The following is a 24,579-nucleotide window of genomic DNA, read 5'->3' on the forward strand; positions in this document are numbered from 1 at the left end:
GCCAGATGTTCATAGATGTCTCTGCTGCGTTCTTAATTTAAGCCCATCATACCATAGATGTAACCACTTACATAACCCGCAAAATTCACAAATAAGAGATGTCACTATAACAATCTAACACCGGTTCATGGCTAATCGGATATCTTGCCCCAGAGTCCGTGCTCGATTATTGCTTGAACTGACCCGTAACCATCAGCAGCGCTTCCGGAAGCTGATCCATAATGGCCGCCAGATGTTCGTGCACACCCTTTGGTGTACCTGGCAGATTAACAATCAGCGTGCGTCCACGAATGCCACATACCCCACGGAACAGCATTGCAGAACGGTTTTTGCTCATTACACTGTACCGCATGGCCTCTGCCATCCCGGGAACTTCCCGCTCAATTACGCGCCGGGTCGCTTCCGGAGTAATATCACGAATGGCCAGCTCCGTGCCACCGGTAGTCAGCACCAGATCGGCGTGAAAATAATCCGTCATCTCAATCAAAGCCGCAATAATCTCATCGGGTTCATCCGGAACGATACGGTACTCCACGATTTGACCACCCAGCTCTTCTTCCACCAGCTCCCGAATGACTTGTGCACTCGTATCCTCACGTTCCCCGCGGGCTCCTTTGTCACTGGCTGTCAGGATTGCTGTTCTCCACACCATAAAGATCACCCTTCTCCTCTATGAAAATAAATATTGCCTATCGGCTGTAATCACCGTTTTTGCCACCACTCTTGGAATTCAGCATGGTTGGACCGATAATCATATCTTTTTGCATGGCCTTGCACATGTCATAGACCGTCAGTGCTGCAGCTGAGGCAGCCGTGAGCGCCTCCATCTCAACACCCGTTTTGCCTTCGGTTTTGACAGTAACTTCAATGTGTAATTCATCCACTCCGTTATCATGAAAACGAATATCCACACCCGTCAGTGCCAGCGGATGGCACATCGGAATCCAGTCTGACGTTTTCTTCGCGCCTTGAATCCCGGCAATCTGAGCCACAGCCAGAACATCACCTTTGCCGATTCGGCCCTCCCGAATCGCTTCCAGTGTATCTGGATTCATCGTCACTTTCGTTACGGCCACAGCCGTACGTACGGTAATTTCCTTACCCGAAATATCAACCATCCGGGCCCGCCCCTGTTCATTAAAATGGGTCAGTTTGCCACCCGAAGCCTGGCCGTTGTTCACTTCTGAACTCAATCACATCACAACCCTTTATTCGATATGTAATATACCTTCGGTTGTTATCAACAGATCAATCCGCAGATCGAGCAGGTCCATTGGGATCTCCTCTTGTAGCTGACCCGGCAATACCATCGCAGCCATCAACGGTTTCTTGCCCGTCATCACACATGTTGCTGCAAGCGTCTCGGCAAAACGATCATAATAACCGCCACCATAACCAATACGCCCTCCATGGAGATCATAACCAAGCCCCGGTACCAATACGAGATCGATATCCGGCCAATCATCAGGCGTCAGGACTTCACAGGAATCCTTAGGTTCAGGTATCCCCCATAGGCCTGGCTCCAGATCCTGTTCTCCGGTCACTCGCCGTAGCTCCATTCGGGGTGGATTCGCCAATACTTTCGGTGCAAACATCACATCTCCATGGTTCCAGCCCTCTTGAAACAGAAAAGCTGTGGATGCTTCACTTCCATAGGACAAATAACTGAATATAACGAGTGGTCTGTTCACGACCTTATTCTTGGCCTGTCTAAGGCGCTCCAGCTCCCGCTTCACTCCAGCGTTAATCTTAGTCATTGCCTGCTGACGCATGCTCGCATCCATCAAATCACGGCTCTGTCTTAGTCTGGATCGAAGCTGACTTTTCAGTTCCGCATGATCCTGCATATCCTTGAATAACCTCCTGTTGATAGGGAAGGTAGAAAAAAGCTCTCATTAAAAAAATTTATATGTTATGACCAGTTGTCATCTTGTTGAAATGGTTAAAATGATTCATTTTCTGCAAAATCCTCATGTAATAACATGCCTTCTTTCAGTTTATCATTGATTGATCAAAAAGACTACATGCCCCATGCGTTCCCAATCGGTGCAATTGCTCTGTATTTCATGTAAACTGGGATATAGTTGTCATATCAAGAACTGGACCTATGGAGGAACTTAATTTTATGCTGCTGCAAGTATCCGGAATTATAAAACGTTTTGGTGTCGATCCAATCCTGGACGGCGTGAACTTACAAATATTAGAACGCGAGCGCATCGGCCTCGTTGGTGTAAATGGTGCAGGGAAATCCACTTTGCTCAAAATTGTAGCCGGTGAAATGTCCTATGACGGAGGACAGATTTTCAAGTCCAAAGAAACAACGCTCGGTTACCTCGCTCAGAACAGCGGGCTGCAATCCGATCGCAGCATCTGGGAAGAAATGATGAACGTCTTCGCTCACCTGACACAGGCTGAAGCTGATTTGCGTCAGATGGAACGCGATATTGCCGACCCTGCCCAGATGGAAGACGAGAAAAAGTATGCTGACCTGCTGGAACGTTATGCGAAACGCTCCGACTGGTTCAAGGACCATGGCGGTTATGAGATGGAAACCCGCATTCGCAGTGTACTGCACGGGATGGGATTCGGCGAATTTTCGCCAGACACCCCCATTGCTACTCTGAGCGGCGGGCAGAAGACACGCCTTGCTCTTGCTCGTATTTTGCTTCAGGCACCCGATCTGCTCATGCTGGACGAGCCTACCAACTATCTCGATATCGCCACCCTTACTTGGTTGGAAGATTATCTGAGAGGTTATTCAGGCGCACTGCTCGTGGTATCCCATGATCGGTACTTCCTTGATCGACTCGTAACAACCATCGTTGAGATCGAACGTCACCGCTCCAAAAAATATACGGGCAATTACAGCCGTTATATGGAACTCAAAGCTGCTGAATATGAAACTCAGATGAAGCAATATGAGAAACAACAGGGTGAAATCTCCAAGATGGAAGATTTTGTCCAGAAAAATATTGTACGTGCGTCGACGACCAAACGGGCGCAAAGCCGGCGCAAAGCCCTCGACAAAATGGAGCGCCTCGATAAACCGATGGGAGATTTGAAAAAGGCCCATTTTTCCTTCGAAACCGCCGTTATGTCAGGCAAGGAAGTACTTCGAGTGGATCAGCTGTCCGTCGCTTATGACGAGGCTTCTCCGTTGTTCCGCAACGTATCCTTCGATCTGCGGCGCGGGGAAACGGTTGCTCTGATTGGTCCAAACGGTATTGGTAAATCCACCATGCTGAAGTGTCTTACGGGAAGTTTACGTCCGGTAACCGGGGAGATCCAATGGGGAACAAAAGTGCAGATTGGCTATTATGATCAGGAACAGACTGGGCTCAATCCGTCCAACACGGTTCTGGAAGAACTGTGGAGTGCCTATCCCGGGATGGAAGAAGCACGCATTCGGACCGTACTGGGGAACTTTTTATTCAGCGGTGACGATGTGCTCAAGAAGATCTCCTCCCTCAGCGGCGGTGAGAAAGCACGTGTCTCTCTCTCCAAGCTGATGCTGAAGGAAGCCAATATGCTCATTCTGGATGAGCCTACGAACCATCTCGACCTGTTTGCCAAAGAAGTGCTGGAAGCGGCATTAATGGATTATGAAGGCACCCTGCTGTTCATCTCCCATGACCGGTACTTCCTCAACAAAATGGCTGAACGCATTGTCGAACTTCATCCAGGCGGCACGGAACACTATCTCGGTAATTACGATGATTATGTGGAGAAAAAACAGGAGCTTGAGGACATCGCACGTGAAGCTGCTGAGGCACGTCAGGCTTCAACCAAGAACTCGTCCAAATCCGATCTGAACACAGCCACAACCGAAAAATCCGGAGCGGCTTCATTCGAAGCGGAAAAACAGGCGAAGCGTGAAGAACGTAACCGGCAACGCAAGCAGGAAGCTCTGGAACAACAGATTGCGGAGTTGGAAACGAAGATTACAGAGCTTGAGGCACAGATGGCTCTGCCTGAAATCTATCAGGATTATATGAAGCTGCAAGAACTCCAGCAACAATCGGAGAAACACAAATCAGAACTCACTAAGGCATACGAGGACTGGGAAGAACTAGCTATGGAATAGTACGAATAGTACAGACTCAGACCATGGCTTGATCGCGTCCATACAAGTATAACTGTACCACCGGCTGATTCCTTATTGGGATCAGCTTTTTGTTTGTTACGGAGGTATTGAAGGTATGCACCTTATGTTCTTTATGTTCCTTGAGATTGAACTCTAACATACGAAGGTTGGGAGAACTGTTTTGGCTTTTGTCAAATTTACTCGAATGAAGAGAAATATTTTTATCCCCCTTTCCCACACAATTATCCACAAGAAAGCAAGATAGCAAGCACATTAATAAGCTTAATTATACAGCGGTAGAATAGCCTTTTACACGTGAAAACCATATTTATCCACCAAGTTATCCACTTTATCCACAACTTTGTGGATAGCAAGGAGTCATTCTATCCCCTAAACCCTTTTCGTTTCGAAAACTATACTGGTTTGACTTTGCGGTAGTTACCCACAAATTACACTGGATATGTGGATAACTATAGTCACACCTTGACAAATGCATTCTCCCGCCCCTCAATGTTCCTCCATAATAAGACAAAAGCAGACCTTTGTCGTTCAAGGCCTGCCCGTCATTTATTTACTATATGCCCTGCATATTTACATCAAATCGCAATTGCTACTATTGCCGCTGTAGATGCGATCTGGCAAAGATGGTTTACGCATGCGCTTCTTGTTCATGATGTTCGGAAGACTCAGCCTTCAGCCCAGCAGCATTACAAGCCGCTACATAAGCAAGACCGGCAGCCATGACGATATCATTATGTGTTGCTGTTCCCCGGAACTCACGTCCTGCACGCTCCACGGTAACTACAGCTTCCGCACTTGCACCCTCTCCGCCACTCAAGGCATGCATCTCCATATCTACAAATGCAATATCATCGGAAATGCTCTGACCAATTGCACGAATGGTCGCATCCACGGGTCCCCCGCCAACAGCGGAGTAAGAGTGTTCTCCAGCGCTTGTGCGAATGCGAACGGCGGCCATTCGATCCGTCATGCTGCCCGCTGTCACCTGCAATTCAACCAGTTCATAGTCCTGTGCAGGAATATTCATGGTCTGGCTAACCATCTGCAATAACTGGTCGTCACTGACCACTTTTTGCTGGTCTGCGGTTTCTTTGAACACCTCATACAATTGCTCCATCTGTTGCTCATCCGGCTCAAAACCGTATTTGCGAACCCGATCCTTCAGGGCGTGACGACCGGAGTGTTTGCCCAGAATAATCATGCTGCGCGGGATACCCAGCGCTTCCGGGTCCATAATCTCATAGGTACTCCGATTCTTCAGCAGACCATCCTGATGGATGCCAGATTCATGCTGGAATGCATTACGTCCCACCACCGGTTTGTTGTATGCAATCGGGAAGTGCATGGCACGGCTAATCTGACGAGAAGTCTCATATAGCTGGTTCAGCTTAATGTTGGTCGTTGCACCAATTGCATCTCCCCGGGTCTCCAGCGCCATAATCAGTTCTTCCAGTGCACAGTTCCCCGTCCGTTCTCCGATACCATTGATCGTCACTTCAATCTGGGAAGCCCCATTGGCAATTGCAGCCAAACTATTGGCTACGGCCAGGCCCAGATCATTGTGACAGTGTGCACTATAGCGAACCTGATCGCCGCCTCTTGCACCCTCACGTACCCGGCGGAACATCTCGCCATACTCATGTGGCAGGGCATAACCGACCGTATCCGGCAGATTGATAATACTCGCTCCAGCTTCAATAGCGACTTCAACCATTTCAATCAGATCGTCCATCTTGGTACGAGCCGCATCCATAGCAGTGAACTCTACGATGTCCGTGAACTGGCGTGCATACGATACCATCTCACGAGCGGTAGCCACCACTTCACTGCGCGGACGGCGCAGCTGATGTTCTATATGAATATCCGAGGAAGAGATAAAAAGGTGAATTCGGCGCCGTGCTGCATCCGCTGTTGCTTGAACGGCTGCATCAATATCACCTTTGACCGCACGCGCGAATCCACAGATCTCCACGTTCTGCAACTGTCTCGAAATCGCCTGAACCGCCGCGAACTCACCTGGACTGGAGATCGGGAATCCAGGCTCAATGACGTCGATACCCAGAGAAGCCAGTTGGTGTGCCAGTTCAATCTTTTGCTCGGGTTGCAGACTTGCTCCTGGTGCCTGTTCTCCATCGCGCAGCGTTGTATCAAAAATCTCAATCATGCGTTTGTTATTAGTTGTTGTCATATCCATCAACCTCCATCAAATTTTTATAAATATTTTCGTTACGATCCACGTGCCACAGAACACCCGCTAATCGCCGTCGCTGTTGTTATATATTTTGTTTGTAAATGCGTATGTTGTTTGTAGCTTAGTCCTGGGTGATCATTAAAGCCTGATGAATGTTTAGTGCCTATACTTGTTGTTCAATGTTCATTACTCGTTCGTTGTATATCCCGCTTACCCTCATGACAGAGTGTACGTCGACTTACACCCTGATCCTCTGACTTTTCAATCTCCATATGGTTCTTCCCATGCCCACCCTGCTGCCGGCAGCAAACACAAATAACCCGCCATCTCATATAAGAGACGGCGGGTTATTATCCCCTCCGCGGTACCACTCTCGCTTGATGGGCCAGGCTTGCGCCGGACTCCATCCACCTCGTCGTCTCCGATCCGCTGGATGTGCGTACACGCACGACACCAATGGAATTCGGAGAAACACCCTATAACGGGGGTTAACCGTTGCTGTGTAACACATGTTGTTGTCCATCAGGACAACTGGGCGATTGATATCGTCCCCACGCTTCCACAGCTCCGTTCCCGGGCGAGATTCGAATGATTCCAGCCACTGCGTCGCACCACCCCGCAGCTCTCTGAGCGCTTTATCGTTCTACTGCTCCCGTTCATCACATTTATAATATGACCTAACTTCATTCATCTTTATTTTGAAAATCAAAAAAGCCTGCCACCTCATGCAAAATGCAAGAGACGACAGGCTGTTCACCTTCGCGGTACCACTCTTGTTGACTTCCTTCCTGTTCATTCAAGACAACCCCTGAATGCTTTCGCATATCCGGATCACTTGAAGCAGCCTGAAAGCCCCCTCAGTTATCGTCAGTTGATCCTTGTAAAAACGGTCCTACCGACAACGGCCCATTCACGGAGGCAACCCGTAACCATGTACTTTGGGCCATGATCGGCCTTCGGATTCTCCCAAGGAGTCACCGTGTTCCATCGTTCCGCTTCCAGGTGAGTTTCAGGTTTCCTTCGACTGCGTTGCACCGTACCGCAGCTCTCTAAGACCGGGAATGACCTTACTATTCCTGTTCATCGCGTTTATCAGTTCAGGAATCTGAATTCCTGTTTAAATTTGTAATTAAATATACATTCTTTACATCCCTGTTGTCAACTCTTAATCTCAAACTGCTTGCCTATACGGACTGAACGGACCATTCCTCCAAGGAAAGTCCCGGATCTGCCTTCGCATCAAATTCAGCAATTTCTCCCCGCTGCCATTTCAGATACGCAGCTGCTCCTATCATGGCCGCGTTATCCGTACAATATTCCATTGGCGGGATTAACAGTTCAAGCCCTTCCTTCGTGCATCGCTCCTGTAATGCCGAGCGTAACCCCCGGTTAGCTGCAACACCACCGCATAATAACAGTTGACGTGAACCATACTCACGAACTGCTCTAACGGCTTTCTCCACCAACACTTCAACAACAGCTTCCTGGAAACCACGCGCAACCGCAGACGGCTCCAAGGTTTCTCCTCGCATTTTGGCCTGATTGAGCACATTCAGTACAGCAGACTTCAGACCACTGAGACTGAAATCGTACGAACCCGCTTCCAGCCATACCCGTGGTAATGGCACTACATCCTCCGCTTCAGACGCCATCCGGTCCACATGCGGGCCACCCGGATAAGGACAACCCAATGCACGTGCTACTTTGTCATACGCTTCGCCTACGGCATCATCACGTGTACGACCAATCAGTTTGAACTTGCCCTCGGATTCCATATGCACAAGTTCTGTATGTCCACCGGATACGACCAGTGCCATCGCTGGATATTGCAGTTCATGAGTAAGTCGGTTGGCATAGATATGCCCCGCAATATGATGTGTGCCAATGAGTGGTTTGCCCAGTGCCATCGCCATCGTTTTGGCCGCAACGATACCCACCAGCAGTGCTCCGACCAGCCCAGGCCCCTGTGTTACGGCGATTGCACTTAGATCACGTGGACGAATGCCGGACTGTTCGATCGCTTGTTCCAGCATCAACGTAATGACTTCAACGTGTTTGCGTGAAGCCACTTCAGGTACCACTCCACCAAATGCCTTATGCGTCTCGATCTGACTTGAGATCAGATTGGATAGCACTTCTCTCCCATCCTTAACAACAGCTACCGATGTTTCATCACAGCTTGTCTCCACCGCCAAAATGTAAGATGGTGCAGAATTTATTTTTTCATTGAGTTCGTTCATGAATCCAGTACGCTTCCTTCCTCTTCGCCGCTCCGGCCTGCAGACGGCAAGTTCGCCCACATAATCATCGCATCTTCCCCATTATCGGAGTAATACCCTTTACGAAGACCCGCCGATTCAAACCCTTTTTTCTGATATAAACGCTGAGCAATGCTGTTCGAGACTCTGACCTCCAGCGTCATTCGTTCCATCCCGAGATAAGCCGCTGTACTCATTAATTCATCCAGTAACTTTTCGCCAAGCTTGCGTCCACGATACGCGCCTCTGACTGCAATATTGGTAATATGGGCTTCATCCATGATCGTCCACATACCTGCATAGCCAATGGCTTTTCCTTCTAATTCCATCACCATATATTTAGCAAAATGATTGTGTGTCAATTCATTTTGAAATGCTTCTTCCGTCCAGGGCAGGGTAAAGGCCTCATGTTCAATCTCCATCACATCGGGAATATCCGCGAGTGTCATGAACCTGAACTGAAGCGTTGCTTCCTGCTTATTATTCGCCACATTGTCCATCTGCTTCCCCTCCCCCTTCAGCCTTTGCGCAGCAGATTGGCTTCCGCTTCAGACAACTGGGTGTAGTTTGGCACCAGCGCATGCACGTCATCACGCTGACCTGCAAGCAGCGCGGCGGCGCCAAGGCGCCCAACCCAGCGGCCTTCCAGCTCATAAGGCACGAGCTGGAGCGCCGTTCCTGCGGGGCAGCGTAGCTCCGCCGCTGCCGCAGCATGAGGGCCCGTCTCGCCGACGATCCAGACGGCTGCGGGCCGCTCTTCCGGCGCCGCCTCCGCCATGCGGGCGGCGAGAGCTTCCAGCCATCCGTCCATCTTGCGGATGGCATCAGGCGCCAAACGCCGGGGCGCATCGCTCCCGGCGGAGGCAAACAGCGCGGTGCACGCTTGACCGCGCCGTGCATCCACAAGCGGAACGATCCAGTGGACAGGGGCAGCACCTGTGCTGCCCTGGTCCGCGGATGGCGTTCCGCCAGCCCCTGCTGCGGCTTCCTCTGCCGCAGCTTCTGCCTTGGCGGCAAGGCCGCTGTGCCAGCCGCCCCAGGCGATGGCCTGAAGGCTGGACACCCCGGCTACAGGGATGTCCCACGCCCAGGCCAGTGTCTTCGCCGCGGTCACCGCAATGCGGATGCCCGTGTACGAGCCTGGGCCAACGCCAACGGCAATGCCGTCAAGTTGCCCAGGCTGTGTGTTGCTGGCGGCCAGCAGCTGCTCCATCACCGGTACGACGTGTACCGAATGGTTACGCTCAGCCCGTTCATTGCGTTCTTCCAGAAGCGCATGATCTTCCATCATCGCAGCTGCCATCACTGCGGTGGATGTATCCAACGCCAAAAACCGCTGACGCGGCTCTTTTTGTAAATCTTCCATCATCATTTGACCCCATTCTGTCTGAACTGTCGGCACATGGCTGCATAAGTCTCACCGTACCCATCCAGTGTAATCGTTCGATCCTCCAGGCCCGTTGTTTCAATCTGCACATGCAAGTGCTCTTGCGGCAGCAATTCGGGAATGATACTCGACCACTCCACCAGACTGACTCCGGCTCCATAGAAATATTCATCAAGTCCAAGCTCATCCGCTTCTTCCAGCGATATGCGATATACATCCATGTGATATAGAGGCAGACGCCCTTCGTACTCCTTGATTAGCGTGAATGTGGGACTACTTACCACATCACGTACACCTAAATGCCAGGCAAATTTCTGTGAAAATGCCGTTTTTCCCGCGCCCAGATCACCATCCAAAGCAATCACCATGCCGGCGTTTGCCTGTCTGGCAAGTGCGGAAGCGAGTGCTTCTGTATCTGCAATGCCATGGGATTGATACACCCACTGCTCGTGCGTCTGATTCAATATTCGCCCCACCTTTGGCGGTCCAGCCGCCTGAGTTCACTTTGAACCTTATTATATCGGTCCCTTTCTTCCCCCGCAACATCCAAGGAGGCAAGCGGAAATACAACATGCATGATTAGACGTGTCTCAAAACTCGCTTCCTTCGAAGTTTCAGACACCTATTAGGAAAAACCAAAAACCGGCACCTCTCGGTACCGGCCATGTTATGCATATATTTCAGCTTTTATTCATTCTCGAATGCCTCAATAACTATATGCTACTTGTATCTACTCCTCCAAACGATCCACACGAACCGTCTGGGTATTTCCCGGCCTGCTGCCAACCTGAACGGTTGCCATGCCATTGGCTTCATCCACATTCTCGATCCAGACTGGATCTCCCTCCAATGTAACGGCAATGGTATCCTTCGAATCATAGATCGCTTTGGCGCGTTTCGCATCCATCATTTTATTCATACTCCCCTTCTGGATCTTCGTGGTCTTCCCTAATCATGGTGTCTGTTGTGCTATCACCAATATAACCGTTATCTTCCGTAACCTGCCCCCCGCCTAACCCTTCATTCACCATCCGGTCAATGTCGAGCATGAACGACTCCCGATCAAGGGGCAATTCTTCCGAAGTGACCGCTTCCCAGTTTACAGCTGTAGCAGGTGTATAGAATTCTTCAGCACTTTCGGCTTTGGCAAGAGGATATGGAGAAAATGCATGCTTGTGTGCTTCTTCCTCATCACGTCTGTTTTTCAATATTGCACCTCCCGGCATATGTGCTGCGAGAATAACTACCTATTCCATGCTCATCTTCCTGTCGGAATCCAAGCATGTTTCTGTTATCATCCCCGAGTATCGCCGAACCATACGAATTCGTTCGTCTACAAGACGATTATCCCTCGCACCAGATGCCCATACTATTGAATATAAATCCGTGTTCAAAAAGTCTGGTTTTCAATACCGAGAAAGCGGAATTTTTGAACAACCTTTCGAAAGGAGCCGACCTATGCATACCGTCTGGAAAGGTGCAATCAGTTTTGGCCTTGTGCATGTCCCTGTCAAAATGTTCTCGGCTACCGAAGACAAAGACATCTCGATGCGCTATATCCATAAAGTCTGCGGCAGCCCGCTCGCTTATGTTCGTCAATGTCCCTCCTGTGAAGTGGATGTGAAGTGGGAAGAGATCACCAAAGGTTATGAATATGAAAAGGGAAAGTTTGTTCTCTTCGAGAAAGATGAATTGGAAGCATTAAATGATTCCACCAGCAAAACCATTACCATACTGGATTTTGTCGACTTGACTGAGATTGATCCGATCTATTTTCAGAAAACATATTACCTATCGCCCGATCAGGCTGGTGGAAATGCCTATCAGTTGTTAATGAACGCCATGCGGGATACCGGCAAAATTGGCATCGCCAAAATCTCCATTCGCTCGAAGAGCAGTCTGGCTGCCATACGTGTGCTGGAAGATTGCCTCTCCATGGAGACGATTTTCTATCCGGACGAGATTCGTCCTGTCTCCCAGGTGCCCAACTTGCCGGAAGTGCAGAACGTGAATGAAAAGGAACTCACGATGGCAAAGTTGCTGATTGATCAATTGTCCACGCCTTTTGAACCCGGTAAATACACCGATGACTATCGCAGCAAACTGCTGGATCTTATCCAGCACAAAGTGGCGGGCGAAGAAATCAAGATTGCTCCAGCCAAACCAGAAGCCAATGTGATGGATTTGATGGCTGCCTTGCAGGCAAGTATCGAGGCTGTGAAGCCTATTCCGGCTGACCCTGGGACAACAACGGCCAAGCCTAAGAAACGTGCGCCACGAAAAACGCCTACTCAAGCGGTTGCCGGAGGAGAATCCGATACACCTGCTGCACCAGCCAAAAGAAAAAAGGCGACACCCAAACCAAAAGTTTGAATGTCGCTAAGGCAAGACCGATTCCGTTATATAACTCATGTAATGAGGTTTACTCCGATCCGGCTTCACAGTCGGATTTTTTTGTTTTCAGAACTATTGAAACAGTTCTTGTCAATCAAACTCCAGCTATAATTGCAAAATGCGATTGACGAAAGCTGATTTATATTTTATATTAACTTATGAAAAGTAACTTATTTATGAATATACAGTCACTCTGTAATTCTGCTTCAGCAGTATGCACTTAAATAATCCGTTTTCAACACATATACACAATCAAACGAGAACCCATATTATCTATGATCAGGAGGAAACAATCATGAATACAACGTATCAAATCCCTGCCACAACCCATCTGGGTGAAGTGAGTCTCCGAATTATGAACCTAGAGCGTTCAATTAAGTTCTATACCGATGTGGTTGGATTGAAATTACTTGAGCGTAGTGGCAAAGTGGCCACGTTGACAGCCGACGGAAAACAGTCCCTGCTGCGATTAGAAGAGCTCACGGATGGAATTACCCTGCCGGAACGCTCACACGCTGGCTTGTACCATTTCGCCATCCTGCTGCCTGACCGTAAGTCCCTGGGTCTTGCTCTTCGTAATCTGGCTGCATCCGGTATCGATATCGGCCAAGGCGATCACTTGGTCAGCGAAGCCTTCTATATCTCCGATCCCGATCAGAACGGGATTGAGATCTACGCCGATCGTGCACGTGATACCTGGAAACGGGATAGCGACAATAACTACGTGATGGCAAGTGATCCTGTTGATGTGGAAAGCCTGTTTGCCATATCGGAGAATGAACCTTGGCAGGGTCTGCCTGCTGGCACCGTTATTGGTCATGTACATTTCCACGTCCGCAGCTTGGAAGAAGCACGCAACTATTACACCGGCATACTCGGTTTTGATATCGTGGGTAACTTCGCCAACATGTCAGCACTATTTGTATCCGCAGGCGGCTATCATCATCATCTGGGACTTAATATCTGGGCCGGAGTGAACGCACCTGTTAATCCAGATAACGCTACAGGAATTGACTACTTCACCATTGTGTACGCCACAAAGGAACAATTGGATCAGGCACTCGAACAATTGCGTCAATCCGGTGCAGTCGTTACACAAGTGGAGGGTATCTGGTTTACGGTAGACCCACAAAATATTCGTATACGTCTGACAACTGCAAACTGATTTTGTTTAGGCGTTACAATATGTTTGCTTAACCACATTTTATTAAGCCCGGGTAACTGATTTCTCTACATCACAGAGAGATCAGTTACCCGGGCTTTTTGAGTTGGCTTTTATAAAACTGGCACAATTGGTGCATTCTAACCAATACATAGTCAAGATATGTTAAGGAGATACCTCATGATCGAAAAGGGACGTTTGACTGTTAGACAGCTCGCTTCACTCATGTTCCTGTGCACAATTGGGGAGCAGATTCTGGTCTTCCCTTCCATGATCACATCCTACGCTCATCAGGATGCCTGGTTATCAGCCTTGTTGGGAGTCGCAGGGGGAATTGGCATACTCTTCATTATGCTTGCTGCCTACAAACTGCATCCCCGGTTAAATCTGATTCAAAATGCCCTTCGAACACTGGGACCCTGGATCGGGACCTTGTTTGGCTCTTTTTATCTCTTTTATTTCCTGATCAGTACCTCAACGTTCATTAGGGAGATTGGCGATTTTATGTCTACCCAGATCTTGCCGGAATCTCCATTACTGATTCTGCATTTGGTATTTATGTGTGCGCTTGTTTTGGGGCTTCTGTCGGGTCTGGAGAGCATTGGTAAAACTGCTGAGGTCTTTCTTCCTCTGATCGTGTTGTTTCTGCTTATTCTGACGGTGTGCCTAATCCCCCATGTACGTTTGGCCAACATCCAACCTGTGCTGGCACAAGGATTTCTCGATCCATTCAAAGGTTTTGTTGCTGTACTCACATATCCCTACTGTGAGCTATGCATCTTCATGATGCTTTTTCCCTACACAAAAAAAGAGCCCCATCTGGAGAAGGACATCCTGTTAGCAGGGATGATTGGCGGATTGTTACTCACACTGACGCTAAGTATGTGTCTGCTCGTTATGGGACCATGGATGACCCAGCATCACTGGTTCGCTTCATTCAACCTTTCACAGAAGATCAATATCGGAAACTTTGTGCAACGCATCGAAGCCTTCATAGCATCGGTCTGGATTATCGCTGTTTTCTTCAAAGCCGCTCTGTTCTTCTACGGTTTTGTCCTGGGCGTCGCTCACCTGTTTCGCTTGTCCAGTCACCGTTCTCTAATCCTGCCGGGTGCCATGCTTATTCTCGCCATGTCTATTCTAATCTCTCCGAACGAGAACTTTTATCTCAAGGTCGTTATTCCCTATTGGATTGATTGGGATCTGACCTGTGGCATAGCACTTCCGTTACTGCTCATTCTGGTGCATCATATGAAGTCCCGTTTTCAAAAAATATAACTAAATTCCGAATGAACCTGCGCTAATTGGTTAGATCGAGGAAGGAGTTACCCCATGTTCAAACCGTTGATTCCGTTCGAACCTATCTCCAGAGATACTTTGCCCACAGGGCCGCAATGGATTGCCCAGGTCAAGTGGGATGGAGTCCGCATGCTTGCCTATGAGGACGGGCATGAGCTGCGCCTGGTGAATCGCAGATTACATGATCGAACCGCACAGTATCCCGAGCTGGTAACACCACGCAATCTATGTTCAGGCTCCTCTTATATTTTGGATGGAGAAGTTATTGCGCTGGACCCAGACACCGGAAAACCTTCGTTTTATCATGTTCTGCGGCGGGATCGGATGAGCAGACCCGAAGGTATCGCCCAAGCCATACATCAGATTCCGGTCACATATATGGTATTTGATATCCTGTTTTATGAGGGGAAATGGGTGACGGATCAGCCTTTGGTAGATCGACAGCGCCTGTTGCACGAGGTCCTTAACACCGCTCCCCATGTTCAGGAGGTCACCAATACGCTTGATGCCGCTTCCCTGCTTACGGTCATGAGACAACATCAGATGGAAGGCATTGTCTGCAAGGATCTCACCAGCAGTTATGGCATACAGGGCAAGGATCAGCGCTGGCAGAAGGTCAAAATCATGCATGATGTATATGCCATGATCGGGGGAGTCACGTACCGGAGCGGTATTGTGAATGCCGTCGCGGTCGGTGTATATGATGGGCCTGATTTTGTCTATATTGGTCATGTCGGGACTGGCAAGCTGAACTCCAATACGTGGCGGGAACTCACACATCAAGTCGAGCCTCTGATCAGGCAGGACAGACCGTTCCATAATGTACCCGAGCGCAGTGCAGAGACCACCTGGGTGGAACCTCGAATAGGAGTCAAAGTGCAATATATGGAGCTGACTCACCATAACACTCTACGCCACCCCAGTATTCAGACCTTCGCAGAGGTAACCCGTGAGGATTGTCTGGCGAACCAGCTTCTTCAATGAGTCAGTCCAAGATTGATTACACATATAGGAGGTATTCCATATGGCCCCCAAGATCCAGGGAACCATCATAATAGAAGGCACAGAACTGACGGTCACAAACCCGGACAAGTTGTTATGGCCGGATGCGGGTGTTACCAAAGCCATCTATCTGCAAAAGCTGGCCGCTCTGGCTCCTTATCTGCTCACGTATACGAGCAATCGACTTCTCACCACGATAAGATATCCCCACGGCGCTGGAGGAACATTTTTCTATCAAAAGAATGCCCCTGAGCCTGTCCCAGATTATGTGCACACTGAAGTTCACGACGGCATCCGCTATGTGGTCATGAATGGACTTCCCGAATTGTTATGGCTTGGCAATCTGGCTGCACTTGAATTTCATCCTTCTCTGCATAGTGTGGGAAGCCATCTGCCCAGTGAATGGATGATTGATCTGGACCCCTCTCAGGAACATGAACCCCGGATTATGCAAGCTGCACTCATCGTTGGCGAAACCCTGACTTCCCTTGGTCTGAGGTCCATTCCCAAAACTTCGGGCGCAACAGGAGTTCAGATCATCGTTCCGATTATCCAAGGGGTAACCTTTGATGAATTGAGAGAGGTTGGTTATTTTGTAGGCAAATATGTCACTCAGAAGCACCCGGATCTGTTCACACTGGAACGACTTAAAAAGGACCGAGGAGACCGCATTTATTTTGACTATCTCCAGCATTATGGAGGCAAAACCCTTGCCGCTCCCTATACACCACGTGCCAAATCTGGCGCCACTGTCTCTACACCCCTTACCTGGGATGAGGTTCGAAGCAACGTCTCCATCCAGGATTATCATCTGATGAACATTATTGAACGCTTGAACAAAACCGGTGATTTAATCGCAGCTGTTGAACCCCAACCTGTTGAACACATTCTCAAACATTTGAAGAAAAAATAGCCGACTCCCTCATCACAAGGGTGTCGGCTATTATCATTCATGTATATATCAATCGCTAATGGATACCTTTTTTCTTGAAACGTCCGCCCTTCACGTCATGAATGTTACCGATCGCCACAAAGGCTTGCGGGTCCCAGTCTTCAACGATGGACTTGAGCTTGGCTTCTTCCAACCGGGTGATTACAACGAAAATAATCTTCTTCTCATCCCCGCTGAATCCGCCCTCTCCATCCAGGAAAGTCACACCCCGACCGAGACGGTCTGTCAGGGCTGAACCGATATCACGATACTTCTCACTGATGATCCATACCGATTTGGACTGGTCAAGTCCTTCATTCACAATATCAATCATCTTCATCGCAATATAATATGCAATCATGGAATACAGGGCATTTGGCCAGCCGAATACAAATCCTGCACCTGCGAAAATAAACACGTTAATGAACAATACGATCTGTCCTACAGACAAAGGTGACTTCTCACTAAGCAAGATGGCCACAATCTCCGTACCATCCAGTGAACCGCCAGACCGAATGACAAGTCCAACACCCACACCCAGGATCAATCCGCCAAATACAGCTCCGAGCAAAGGCTCTCCCGGTGTTAATGCAGGAACATGGTGCAATAATGATGTACCGATGGACATGACCACGATCCCCAGTAGTGTGGATAACGCAAATGTTTTACCAATCTGCTTGTAACCCAGAATCAGGAAAGGCAAGTTGAGCAAGGTCAGGAATATTCCGAGCGGCAGATGTGTAAGCTCTGACACCATAATCGAAATACCTGTAATCCCACCATCAATTACGCCATTGGGCACAAGGAATATTTCAAGTGATACAGCCATTAGTGCAGCACCAATCAGAATCATCACAATACGTTGCAGCAGCTTTAATGTAAACACCGAGCTTTTGACCCCGCGGTCAGCTGGCTTGGCTGTTAGTTCTTTCACCGTTACATTGGACATGGTATCCCCCCCGTTAAATCAGTGTGTGAATCCATTTTATAAATCATTTAAATACTCAGGGTGAATCTACATCTAGAAAACAGCAAACTGCGTTCTACATGTACCCTGGCTATACAAGCACAAGCATCTAAAGGCGATATAAAATGGATTCAAAATGGTCTTCATCCCGGTTTGCACTTTCAAAAGAGAACAAAAGGGAGCCTGTTTTCCCTCAGACTCCCCTCCTTCACCAAGACATAATTTATATATCTATTATATCATAAAAGATCAAATTTGCGCAAAATACTTAGCAAAAAGAAGATAAATTCACAAAAAGTGAACTTATCTTCAGAAATCTGCCCTAAATCGGCTAAAGAAGCGGAGAAAGCATCCGAGAAAGCATTTCTGCGCCTTTTTGCCGTCGTGAACGCTTCTGAAATACCTCCCCATCGATCTGACTGCATTCCCCGAGATCACGTTCAAAGTCAGTGATCAAACGACGAATCGGAGAGGACTCGAACAGGACAGCCGTCAACTCAAAATTGCAAAAAAAACTGCGCATATCCATATTGGCCGTGCCTACCGTTGCAAGCAACTCATCCACAATCATCACTTTGGCATGTACAAAACCTTTGCGATATTGGAAGAACTCAACACCTGCTCGCAGAAGTTCCTCTACATATGAAAGGGACGCCAAATGAACAAGCTTTGAATCGGATTGATATGGAATGATAATTTTCACATCCACGCCACTGACAGCAGCTGTTTTGAGTGCCTCATACAGGGCAGGATCAGGAATAAAATATGGTGTTGTAATGTAAATCCGGTCACAGGCTACCGAAATGGCCCCAAAACACATTTCCTGAATGGCGTCCCAGTCCTGATCCGGCCCACTGGCCAGAATCTGAATTCGTTCTTCCCCGCTACAGATATGTGGTGGAAATAATTCCGCAAGCTGGGGTTCGGTAATTCGCTCACCGGAAGCCAATTTCCAGTCGTTAAGGAACGTACTTTGCAGGAAGTACACGGCATCTCCCTCGATCTGCACATGTGTATCCCGCCAGAAACCCACCTCTGGATATTGTCCAAGGTAATCATCGCCTACATTAATGCCACCCACGAAGCCAACTTGTCCATCCACAACGACAATTTTACGGTGATTCCGGTAGTTGACTCTTCGGTCAATCGTTGCAATCAGTGGCGGTAGAAAATAATGAAACTCCACACCTACATCCTGCAGTTTGCGGATAAAACTCCAGCTCATCTTGTGACTGCCGAGACCGTCACAAATAAACCGAACCTTCACGCCCTCCTGTGCCTTGCGAATCATGACATCCTGAAACTTCGTACTGATCACATCATCACGGAAAATGTAAAATTCCACATGCAGATGATGCTTTGCTTTTTCCATTTCCCTCAGCATTGCCGCAAATGCCTCTTCACCATTTGTGAGCACCGTACTGTGGTTACAACCTGTAATCGGGCTCTCCGACAGATGGGATAACAGGTTAAACAATCGATGCTGGTGGCTGAAACGATCGCCAGGCATCTGTTCGACATCTCCAATGATGTGGGCTTGTTCCCAAATCGTTTCCTTCATTTCACGGAAGATCCGCGATCCACCCTTGCGAAGTTTTTTTCGTTTGTTATAATCCTGCGCCACGAAATAGTACACTACAAAACCGATCAAAGGCACGCAGAACAAAATAAACAGCCAAGCCACAGCTTTAGCCGGATTACGAAATTCCAGCAAAAGAATTGTGGCTGCCTGGAAAATAAATACGAGTAATATAATGACCAGCCAGAACATTTGGCTTCCTCCTCAAGTGGCAAGCTTCATGACCTTGCCCTTCTCCTCACCTACACAGCTTTGACGATTATGTATACAGCTAATCATAGATACCCAATGTACCCCCTATTCGTAACGTTTGTTTAGATAAAACTTTACATAAGCAGACGGAATACTTGATTCTGGAAATTCAAATTTCTACTTTGTTTATTGTATATTCTGACTGTGTTACCTTCTACATATCAGTTTAATGATGGAACAGATTCGCATTGTGACACCAATCTGCTCATTTCACTTTCCAGACTCTTCCTCATTTCTTTGTCGGGAGGTGGTCTTCTTACGTAAAATTAGATATAATAATCGTTAAAAACTTATTACCTAAAGGAGAAGAGCAGTGAATGGAAAGTGAGAGGTATGCGTTAAATTTAGTAATGGTTGCTTTTTTGATAGGACTTTCGGCGTTTTTTGTTGCAGTGGAATTCGCTCTGGTGCGGGTTCGACCGAGCCGGATCGACCAAATGATTGCAGAAGGAAACAAGCGTGCGCTGGCTGTTAAACAAGCCGTTGCCAATCTGGACGGATATTTGTCTGCCTGCCAGCTTGGAATCACGATCACATCTCTGGGACTGGGCTGGCTGGGTGAACCGACGGTAGAGAAGATTCTCCACCCTGTGTTTGAAAGCTTGCAAATTCCTGAGGCGGTTTCTTCATTCTTATCGTTTGTTATCGCGTTTGCTTCCATCACGTATCTGCATGTTGTGGTTGGTGAACTCGCTCCAAAAACGATTGCAATCCGGAAAGCCGAAACTGTTGCACTGCTGACGTCTACACCTATCATCTGGTTTAACCGAATTATGTATCCTTTTATCTGGCTGTTAAACGGCTCAGCGAACCAACTGGTGAAACTGTTCGGAATCAAACCTGCTTCTGAACATGAAGATGCACACTCCGAAGAAGAGTTGCAGATCATCATTAATGAAAGCTTTGAAAGTGGTAAAATCAACCAAGCCGAATTCGGTTATGTAAGCCGGATCTTTGCTTTTGATGAAATGTTAGCCAAAGAAATCATGGTACCCCGGACCGATATGGTCTGCCTTTATGTGAATAGAACAAACGAGGAAAACCTGGAGATCATTCGTGAAGAACAATATACACGTTTTCCAGTAGTGAATGAGAGTAAAGACGATATCATCGGTATCATTAATACGAAACAATTCTTCCTGGAACTTTACGGAAACGATGAACCTGTCGATCTATCCTCCCTGATTCAGCCTGTATCGGCTGTTCACGAAACAACTCCTGTGAAGGACTTGCTCAAGAAAATGCAGAAGGATGGCGTACATATCGCCGTACTTGTCGACGAATATGGAGGAACTTCCGGAATTGTAACCATCGAGGATGTACTTGAGCAGATTGTTGGTGAGATTCGCGACGAGTTCGACGCAGACGAAGTGGAAGATATTCAAGTCATCAATGAGAACTATGTCATTATGGATGGCAAGGTTTCCTTATCGAAGGTGAACGACATGTTTATGTCCACCCTGGATGCAGATGAGTGGGACACCATTGGTGGATGGCTCTACAGCCATCGTCCCGAGATGAACGAACAGGAAGAATATGAGTTCGAAAATCTAATCTTTGTTTTGCTTGAAAAAGACAAAAATCGGTTCTACAAAGTGGCCGTTGTTCCCAAGGAACCACTGACCATGTCTGATTACACAGATGAAGACGAGAAAGAGTCCAATTGGTCTAAATAAAGCAAATTTATAAATAAGAAGAGGAGCACTTGCCTATATCGGTAAGTGCTCTTCTTATTATATCTCGCCCCATGTGTCACTTCTCCATGTTATCACTCAACCAAAATTGGAACTCCCGTTTTTAGTTTGATTTTAATACCCACTTCGCAATATCATCGATAATGGCTTTGGAGACATTAGATGGCTCAGCGTACTCTTGACCGATTGAAAGTCCATCATAGCTGGATAAAAGATGATTTACCTTTGGATAGCTATTGTACGTTACATTGGAATGATCTTGAAGAGCCGATTTCCAGTTTTGGAATTGATTCATAGACACTTGCACATCGTTTTCGCCTTGTATAACAAGCATAGGTGTATTTTGTGTTTTAGCCAGTTCCGCAGGCACATAATCTCTTTGCTCAAACCACCAATAAGCAGGTTGAAGTGGAAACGCCTCAGGAAGATGATCTACAGAATATTGTGGATCTTTAACCATCGCAGCTACATTTTTATAAAAATCAGCTTGCCCTTGAATGACATCCGCGTCTAAACCAAGCTGCTTCATCCGCTCTACCAATTCGTCCTGTTGCTCGGTAAGCACATCCACAAAGCTACTACTTGGTGCAGCAAGTAGAATACTTCCTGCAATATCATGCTGCTTATCCTCAGCAATGATTAACGGCATTGCAAACCCGCCTTGACTATGTCCAGCTACAAAAATCGCTGTAGAATCAATATGTGCATTCTTTTTAAGCAGTTCCACTACATCGTTTACCTGATCTACGCTCTCTTGTTTTAATGTGAATTTAGGCTGTGAAGCCACCTTATAGGTATGCTCATACGTAACCTTATCGTATCTTAATACAGCAACTCCTTGTGAAGCTAAACCTACCGCAAGATCGCGAAACGGCTTTGCACCACCAATGGCAGCATCTTGATTGCTAGGCCCAGATCCGTGTACCAGAATGACAACCGGGAAAGGTCCCTCTCCCTTGGGCAAAGTTAATGTCCCTGGCAAAGCTAAATCACCCTGACCAACCGTAATGTCTTGTTCTGTATAGGCAGATGGGTCGTCGTAACTTGGTTTTTGGTACACATCTGGAGTAGCGGCGGCAATATGCAAATCATCCACAAGTCCGTTATGATTCATTCTGACCGTAATATTTAAACGAGTCAGCTCTGTTTTGAACGTATAGGTAACATTGCGATGCACTGTATTATTTTCTACATGCTTAGCTATGGCTTCACTTGTAATTTTGCCATTTTGTCCTTCTAAAGCTCCCCACAGCTGACTCAACAACGTGGGTGACAACACTCCACTCACAGAGGTATGAACATACTTGGCAGCCTCCTTGCCATCGCCCTCACTAATAAGGGAAATGAATATATCCTCAAGTGCTGCCTTCAGCGTCTCAGAAAGAAATGCCCCATCCATAAAGGTAACTCCTTTCGTTAACTGAACAGGATTGTTTAAGGATATGGCTTGCCCATTCACCATCGCCTGTTTCTCTCCTACCTTAACTACAATAGTAAGCTCACTTTTTCGTATTGTGATTTCTCCTGTTTTTTGTTGCCAAGATACCTCTGCCCCATTCTGTTCTGCAATCTCACGAATAGGAACAAGATTTTCACTACCAGCGGATTTTTTAGCAGCTTCTGAGATGGATGTCACCGGAAGGATGAGACCTACGAAAGTAAGAGAAAGTAATAGCTTTTTCCAATTGTTCATTGTAATAACTCCTCCTAATAATTATTTTCATCTATTATATGCATAGAATTATGAGCATTTATTGGCTCAGAACTCTGCTTAAAACAACAATAGCAATAATGAATAACACTAGGACCCAAGATAGTAGACGAGCGAAGTTAATCGTCCAACCTATTCCATAACGTTTTTCTACGGTAAAAGAAGGATCTTTGGGATTGAAGTAAATAAAACCAAGTTTCCAATAATCATCGTCATTCACAGGCTGCTCCTTGGACCGTTCGCGATCTTCCTGATGGTTCCTAATTTTTCCACCGCCTTGTCTGCCTGTAAGAGACAGCAATATAGCGCCTAATAAGATCGCCACTGAGGTGATCAGACTAATCGCTGTTAACAAGACCTGATTAGGAACGAACATATTTATCTGAATGAAGGCAAATAAGATGGTAAGAAGCAAGCCTGTTATGATCGTAAATAGGGCCACTTACGGCGGAATCGGATATGATCAGCAGCAAATTGGGCAGGATTAGATGGAGTAAGCTGTTGTTTGCTTGATTTAATACTCCAGTTCACCAACATCATCAGTGCAATGATTCCTAGCTGTACAAGGTTAATAGCCAATACTGAAAGGTAGGTTTTGGGCACACTGGAAGTGACATTGCCCTGAAGATCATATTTCATCGGAATGACGTTAGGTAGTGCGTTATAATTCAAGATTGTAATGATCGTCATGGCTACAATAATAGCAATGTGAACGAGAAACCAATAGTTGGAATAGGTGAGTTTATTTGGGCGGAAGGTGGTATCGATTTTAACCCTTTGAGGTACTTCTACAGTTGTAAGTGTTTCTTTTATCTTTTTCATCTTGAAATGAAATAATATGTGTAGTGCGGCCCAGTACACAATGAATATCATTGTGCAAACACCGGTGATCATTGTGGTAGACTCTTCATTGGCAGATCGGAGTATATACAGACAGGTAAGAATAATCAACCCGTTTCCGATCAGACTTACTGTAGCAAACGTTCTCCGGAGCTTACGTAAGACCGGTGTATAGTAATTATATTGACTTACCGTAACCCCAAAGCTGATTGTTTCCCTTGTCACATAAGGTGCAAAGGATAGCAGTAAGGCTAATGGAGCAAAGATTAAAATGATAGGCAATATACTAAATAGTTGCATACATAACACACTCCCTTGATTCTTTATTCTTTGTTGTGACCCATCTTCACATCATCATACATTTGGTCTAACACTGCAGATAGTTCCTCTTTGGTCATTCCGCGACATATCGCTTCCGCAATAATCGGTCTTAATTCTCTTTGCTGCTTTTTCAAAAAATCATCTGTTAAATCTGGCATTCCATCAGGGTTTACCACAACTCCCTTTTGTCTATGAACCAGAATGTATCCATCTTGCTTGAGTAGTGTGTAAGCCTTGTTGACGGTGTGAAGGTTAACACCGATATCTGCGGCCAAATTCCGAACCGATGGTAACGCCTCACCTAGCTGTAACTCACCACTAGCAATACCTTCAATAATTTGATAAACAAGTTGCGAATAGATGGGAAGTTCGGACTGCATATCCAGTTGAAAAAAAGCCGCATACCAATGGCGAGGGCAAACTTACCTGACCCTTCACCATTGATATGCGGCTTATCCTGTTGAGCTTATCGATGTGATTCAATAA

The 24,579-nt window shown here is 47.1% G+C and carries 25 protein-coding genes and 1 other annotated feature; of the genes, 7 read left to right on the top strand and 18 right to left on the bottom strand.

The annotated features are described in order from the left end of the window. Positions 1 to 166: 166 nt before the first annotated feature. Genes QF049_RS16770 through QF049_RS16780 form a run of 3 tightly spaced genes read right to left on the bottom strand, consistent with a single transcriptional unit; the run spans position 167 to position 1,847 of the window. Complete coding sequence (locus QF049_RS16770) at positions 167 to 652, bottom strand: MogA/MoaB family molybdenum cofactor biosynthesis protein (protein ID WP_017690080.1); 486 nt, start codon at positions 650 to 652, stop codon at positions 167 to 169. A 37-nt stretch (positions 653 to 689) separates the two neighbouring features. Beyond that, complete coding sequence (gene moaC, locus QF049_RS16775) at positions 690 to 1,181, bottom strand: cyclic pyranopterin monophosphate synthase MoaC (protein ID WP_306068493.1); 492 nt, start codon at positions 1,179 to 1,181, stop codon at positions 690 to 692. Positions 1,182 to 1,208: 27 nt separating this feature from the next. Next, the gene (locus QF049_RS16780) at positions 1,209 to 1,847 is read right to left on the bottom strand and encodes a 5-formyltetrahydrofolate cyclo-ligase (protein ID WP_307539017.1); all 639 of its coding nucleotides are present in this window, start codon (positions 1,845 to 1,847) and stop codon (positions 1,209 to 1,211) included. A 278-nt stretch (positions 1,848 to 2,125) separates the two neighbouring features. Here QF049_RS16780 and QF049_RS16785 point away from each other — a divergent pair, with 278 nt between their 5' ends. Further along, on the top strand, positions 2,126 to 4,084 hold the full coding sequence (locus QF049_RS16785; protein WP_307543280.1) for an ABC-F family ATP-binding cassette domain-containing protein: 1,959 nt from the start codon (positions 2,126 to 2,128) through the stop codon (positions 4,082 to 4,084). Between the two features lie 649 nt (positions 4,085 to 4,733). On the opposite strand, the gene QF049_RS16790 is transcribed toward QF049_RS16785, so the two are convergent. The 9 genes from QF049_RS16790 to QF049_RS16825 form a co-directional block, all read right to left on the bottom strand. After that, positions 4,734 to 6,293 (bottom strand): 2-isopropylmalate synthase, encoded by a 1,560-nt coding sequence (locus QF049_RS16790; RefSeq protein WP_307539019.1) that lies wholly within the window; start codon positions 6,291 to 6,293, stop codon positions 4,734 to 4,736. A 335-nt stretch (positions 6,294 to 6,628) separates the two neighbouring features. Then, positions 6,629 to 6,965: a binding site (T-box leader), on the bottom strand. A 14-nt stretch (positions 6,966 to 6,979) separates the two neighbouring features. Further along, complete coding sequence (locus QF049_RS31490; RefSeq protein WP_483874751.1) at positions 6,980 to 7,120, bottom strand: hypothetical protein; 141 nt, start codon at positions 7,118 to 7,120, stop codon at positions 6,980 to 6,982. Positions 7,121 to 7,480: 360 nt separating this feature from the next. After that, positions 7,481 to 8,536, bottom strand: a complete 1,056-nt coding sequence (gene tsaD, locus QF049_RS16795; RefSeq protein ID WP_017690086.1) for a tRNA (adenosine(37)-N6)-threonylcarbamoyltransferase complex transferase subunit TsaD — start codon at positions 8,534 to 8,536, stop codon at positions 7,481 to 7,483. Beyond that, positions 8,533 to 9,054 (bottom strand): ribosomal protein S18-alanine N-acetyltransferase, encoded by a 522-nt coding sequence (gene rimI / locus QF049_RS16800; protein ID WP_036668955.1) that lies wholly within the window; start codon positions 9,052 to 9,054, stop codon positions 8,533 to 8,535. Before rimI ends, tsaD begins: the two co-directional genes overlap by 4 nt. 17 nt (positions 9,055 to 9,071) lie before the next feature. Next, positions 9,072 to 9,920, bottom strand: coding sequence for a tRNA (adenosine(37)-N6)-threonylcarbamoyltransferase complex dimerization subunit type 1 TsaB (gene tsaB / locus QF049_RS16805; RefSeq protein WP_373428350.1), 849 nt, complete (start codon positions 9,918 to 9,920; stop codon positions 9,072 to 9,074). Between the two features lie 2 nt (positions 9,921 to 9,922). After that, complete coding sequence (gene tsaE / locus QF049_RS16810; RefSeq protein ID WP_017690089.1) at positions 9,923 to 10,405, bottom strand: tRNA (adenosine(37)-N6)-threonylcarbamoyltransferase complex ATPase subunit type 1 TsaE; 483 nt, start codon at positions 10,403 to 10,405, stop codon at positions 9,923 to 9,925. Then, entirely contained in the window at positions 10,402 to 10,563 is a 162-nt protein-coding gene (locus QF049_RS16815) for a hypothetical protein (RefSeq protein WP_307539024.1), read from the bottom strand. The genes tsaE and QF049_RS16815 overlap by 4 nt, the downstream gene beginning before the upstream one ends. 108 nt (positions 10,564 to 10,671) lie before the next feature. After that, positions 10,672 to 10,848, bottom strand: a complete 177-nt coding sequence (locus QF049_RS16820) for an H-type small acid-soluble spore protein (protein WP_026081228.1) — start codon at positions 10,846 to 10,848, stop codon at positions 10,672 to 10,674. Positions 10,849 to 10,852: 4 nt separating this feature from the next. Then, positions 10,853 to 11,149: a hypothetical protein gene (locus tag QF049_RS16825; RefSeq protein ID WP_192133236.1), complete on the bottom strand. Its 297-nt coding sequence runs from the start codon at positions 11,147 to 11,149 to the stop codon at positions 10,853 to 10,855. Positions 11,150 to 11,399: 250 nt separating this feature from the next. Between QF049_RS16825 and ku the strand changes: the two genes are divergently transcribed. The 5 genes from ku (at position 11,400) to ligD (ending at position 16,711) form a co-directional block, all read left to right on the top strand. Beyond that, positions 11,400 to 12,314, top strand: coding sequence for a non-homologous end joining protein Ku (gene ku / locus QF049_RS16830; protein WP_307539027.1), 915 nt, complete (start codon positions 11,400 to 11,402; stop codon positions 12,312 to 12,314). Positions 12,315 to 12,630: 316 nt separating this feature from the next. Further along, positions 12,631 to 13,500, top strand: coding sequence for a VOC family protein (locus QF049_RS16835; RefSeq protein WP_307539029.1), 870 nt, complete (start codon positions 12,631 to 12,633; stop codon positions 13,498 to 13,500). A 177-nt stretch (positions 13,501 to 13,677) separates the two neighbouring features. Continuing rightward, entirely contained in the window at positions 13,678 to 14,775 is a 1,098-nt protein-coding gene (locus tag QF049_RS16840) for a GerAB/ArcD/ProY family transporter (RefSeq protein ID WP_307539030.1), read from the top strand. A 54-nt stretch (positions 14,776 to 14,829) separates the two neighbouring features. Beyond that, positions 14,830 to 15,780 (top strand): ATP-dependent DNA ligase, encoded by a 951-nt coding sequence (locus QF049_RS16845; RefSeq protein ID WP_307539032.1) that lies wholly within the window; start codon positions 14,830 to 14,832, stop codon positions 15,778 to 15,780. 40 nt (positions 15,781 to 15,820) lie between these two features. Further along, entirely contained in the window at positions 15,821 to 16,711 is an 891-nt protein-coding gene (ligD, locus tag QF049_RS16850; protein ID WP_307539035.1) for a non-homologous end-joining DNA ligase, read from the top strand. 55 nt (positions 16,712 to 16,766) lie between these two features. Here the strand turns inward: ligD and QF049_RS16855 are convergent, their stop codons facing one another. Both QF049_RS16855 and cls read right to left on the bottom strand, forming a co-directional pair. After that, a complete protein-coding gene (locus tag QF049_RS16855) occupies positions 16,767 to 17,678 on the bottom strand; it encodes a YitT family protein (RefSeq protein ID WP_307539037.1) in 912 nt (303 codons plus the stop codon). 349 nt (positions 17,679 to 18,027) lie between these two features. Then, on the bottom strand, positions 18,028 to 19,467 hold the full coding sequence (gene cls, locus QF049_RS16860) for a cardiolipin synthase (protein ID WP_307539038.1): 1,440 nt from the start codon (positions 19,465 to 19,467) through the stop codon (positions 18,028 to 18,030). A 377-nt stretch (positions 19,468 to 19,844) separates the two neighbouring features. On the opposite strand from cls, the gene QF049_RS16865 reads away from it, so the two are divergent. Beyond that, on the top strand, positions 19,845 to 21,203 hold the full coding sequence (locus QF049_RS16865) for a hemolysin family protein (protein ID WP_307539040.1): 1,359 nt from the start codon (positions 19,845 to 19,847) through the stop codon (positions 21,201 to 21,203). Between the two features lie 121 nt (positions 21,204 to 21,324). On the opposite strand, the gene QF049_RS16870 is transcribed toward QF049_RS16865, so the two are convergent. The 4 genes from QF049_RS16870 to QF049_RS16885 form a co-directional block, all read right to left on the bottom strand. After that, the gene (locus tag QF049_RS16870) at positions 21,325 to 22,914 is read right to left on the bottom strand and encodes an alpha/beta hydrolase family protein (RefSeq protein ID WP_307539043.1); all 1,590 of its coding nucleotides are present in this window, start codon (positions 22,912 to 22,914) and stop codon (positions 21,325 to 21,327) included. A gap of 58 nt (positions 22,915 to 22,972) precedes the next feature. After that, positions 22,973 to 23,287, bottom strand: a complete 315-nt coding sequence (locus QF049_RS16875; protein WP_307539045.1) for a DUF5808 domain-containing protein — start codon at positions 23,285 to 23,287, stop codon at positions 22,973 to 22,975. 65 nt (positions 23,288 to 23,352) lie between these two features. Then, positions 23,353 to 24,072, bottom strand: coding sequence for a DUF1648 domain-containing protein (locus QF049_RS16880; protein ID WP_307539047.1), 720 nt, complete (start codon positions 24,070 to 24,072; stop codon positions 23,353 to 23,355). Positions 24,073 to 24,095: 23 nt separating this feature from the next. Beyond that, positions 24,096 to 24,473, bottom strand: a complete 378-nt coding sequence (locus tag QF049_RS16885; RefSeq protein ID WP_307539049.1) for a GntR family transcriptional regulator — start codon at positions 24,471 to 24,473, stop codon at positions 24,096 to 24,098. Positions 24,474 to 24,579 lie beyond the last annotated feature (106 nt).

The sequence above is a fragment of the Paenibacillus sp. W4I10 genome, from assembly GCF_030816325.1.
Lineage (GTDB): Bacteria > Bacillota > Bacilli > Paenibacillales > Paenibacillaceae > Paenibacillus > Paenibacillus amylolyticus_B.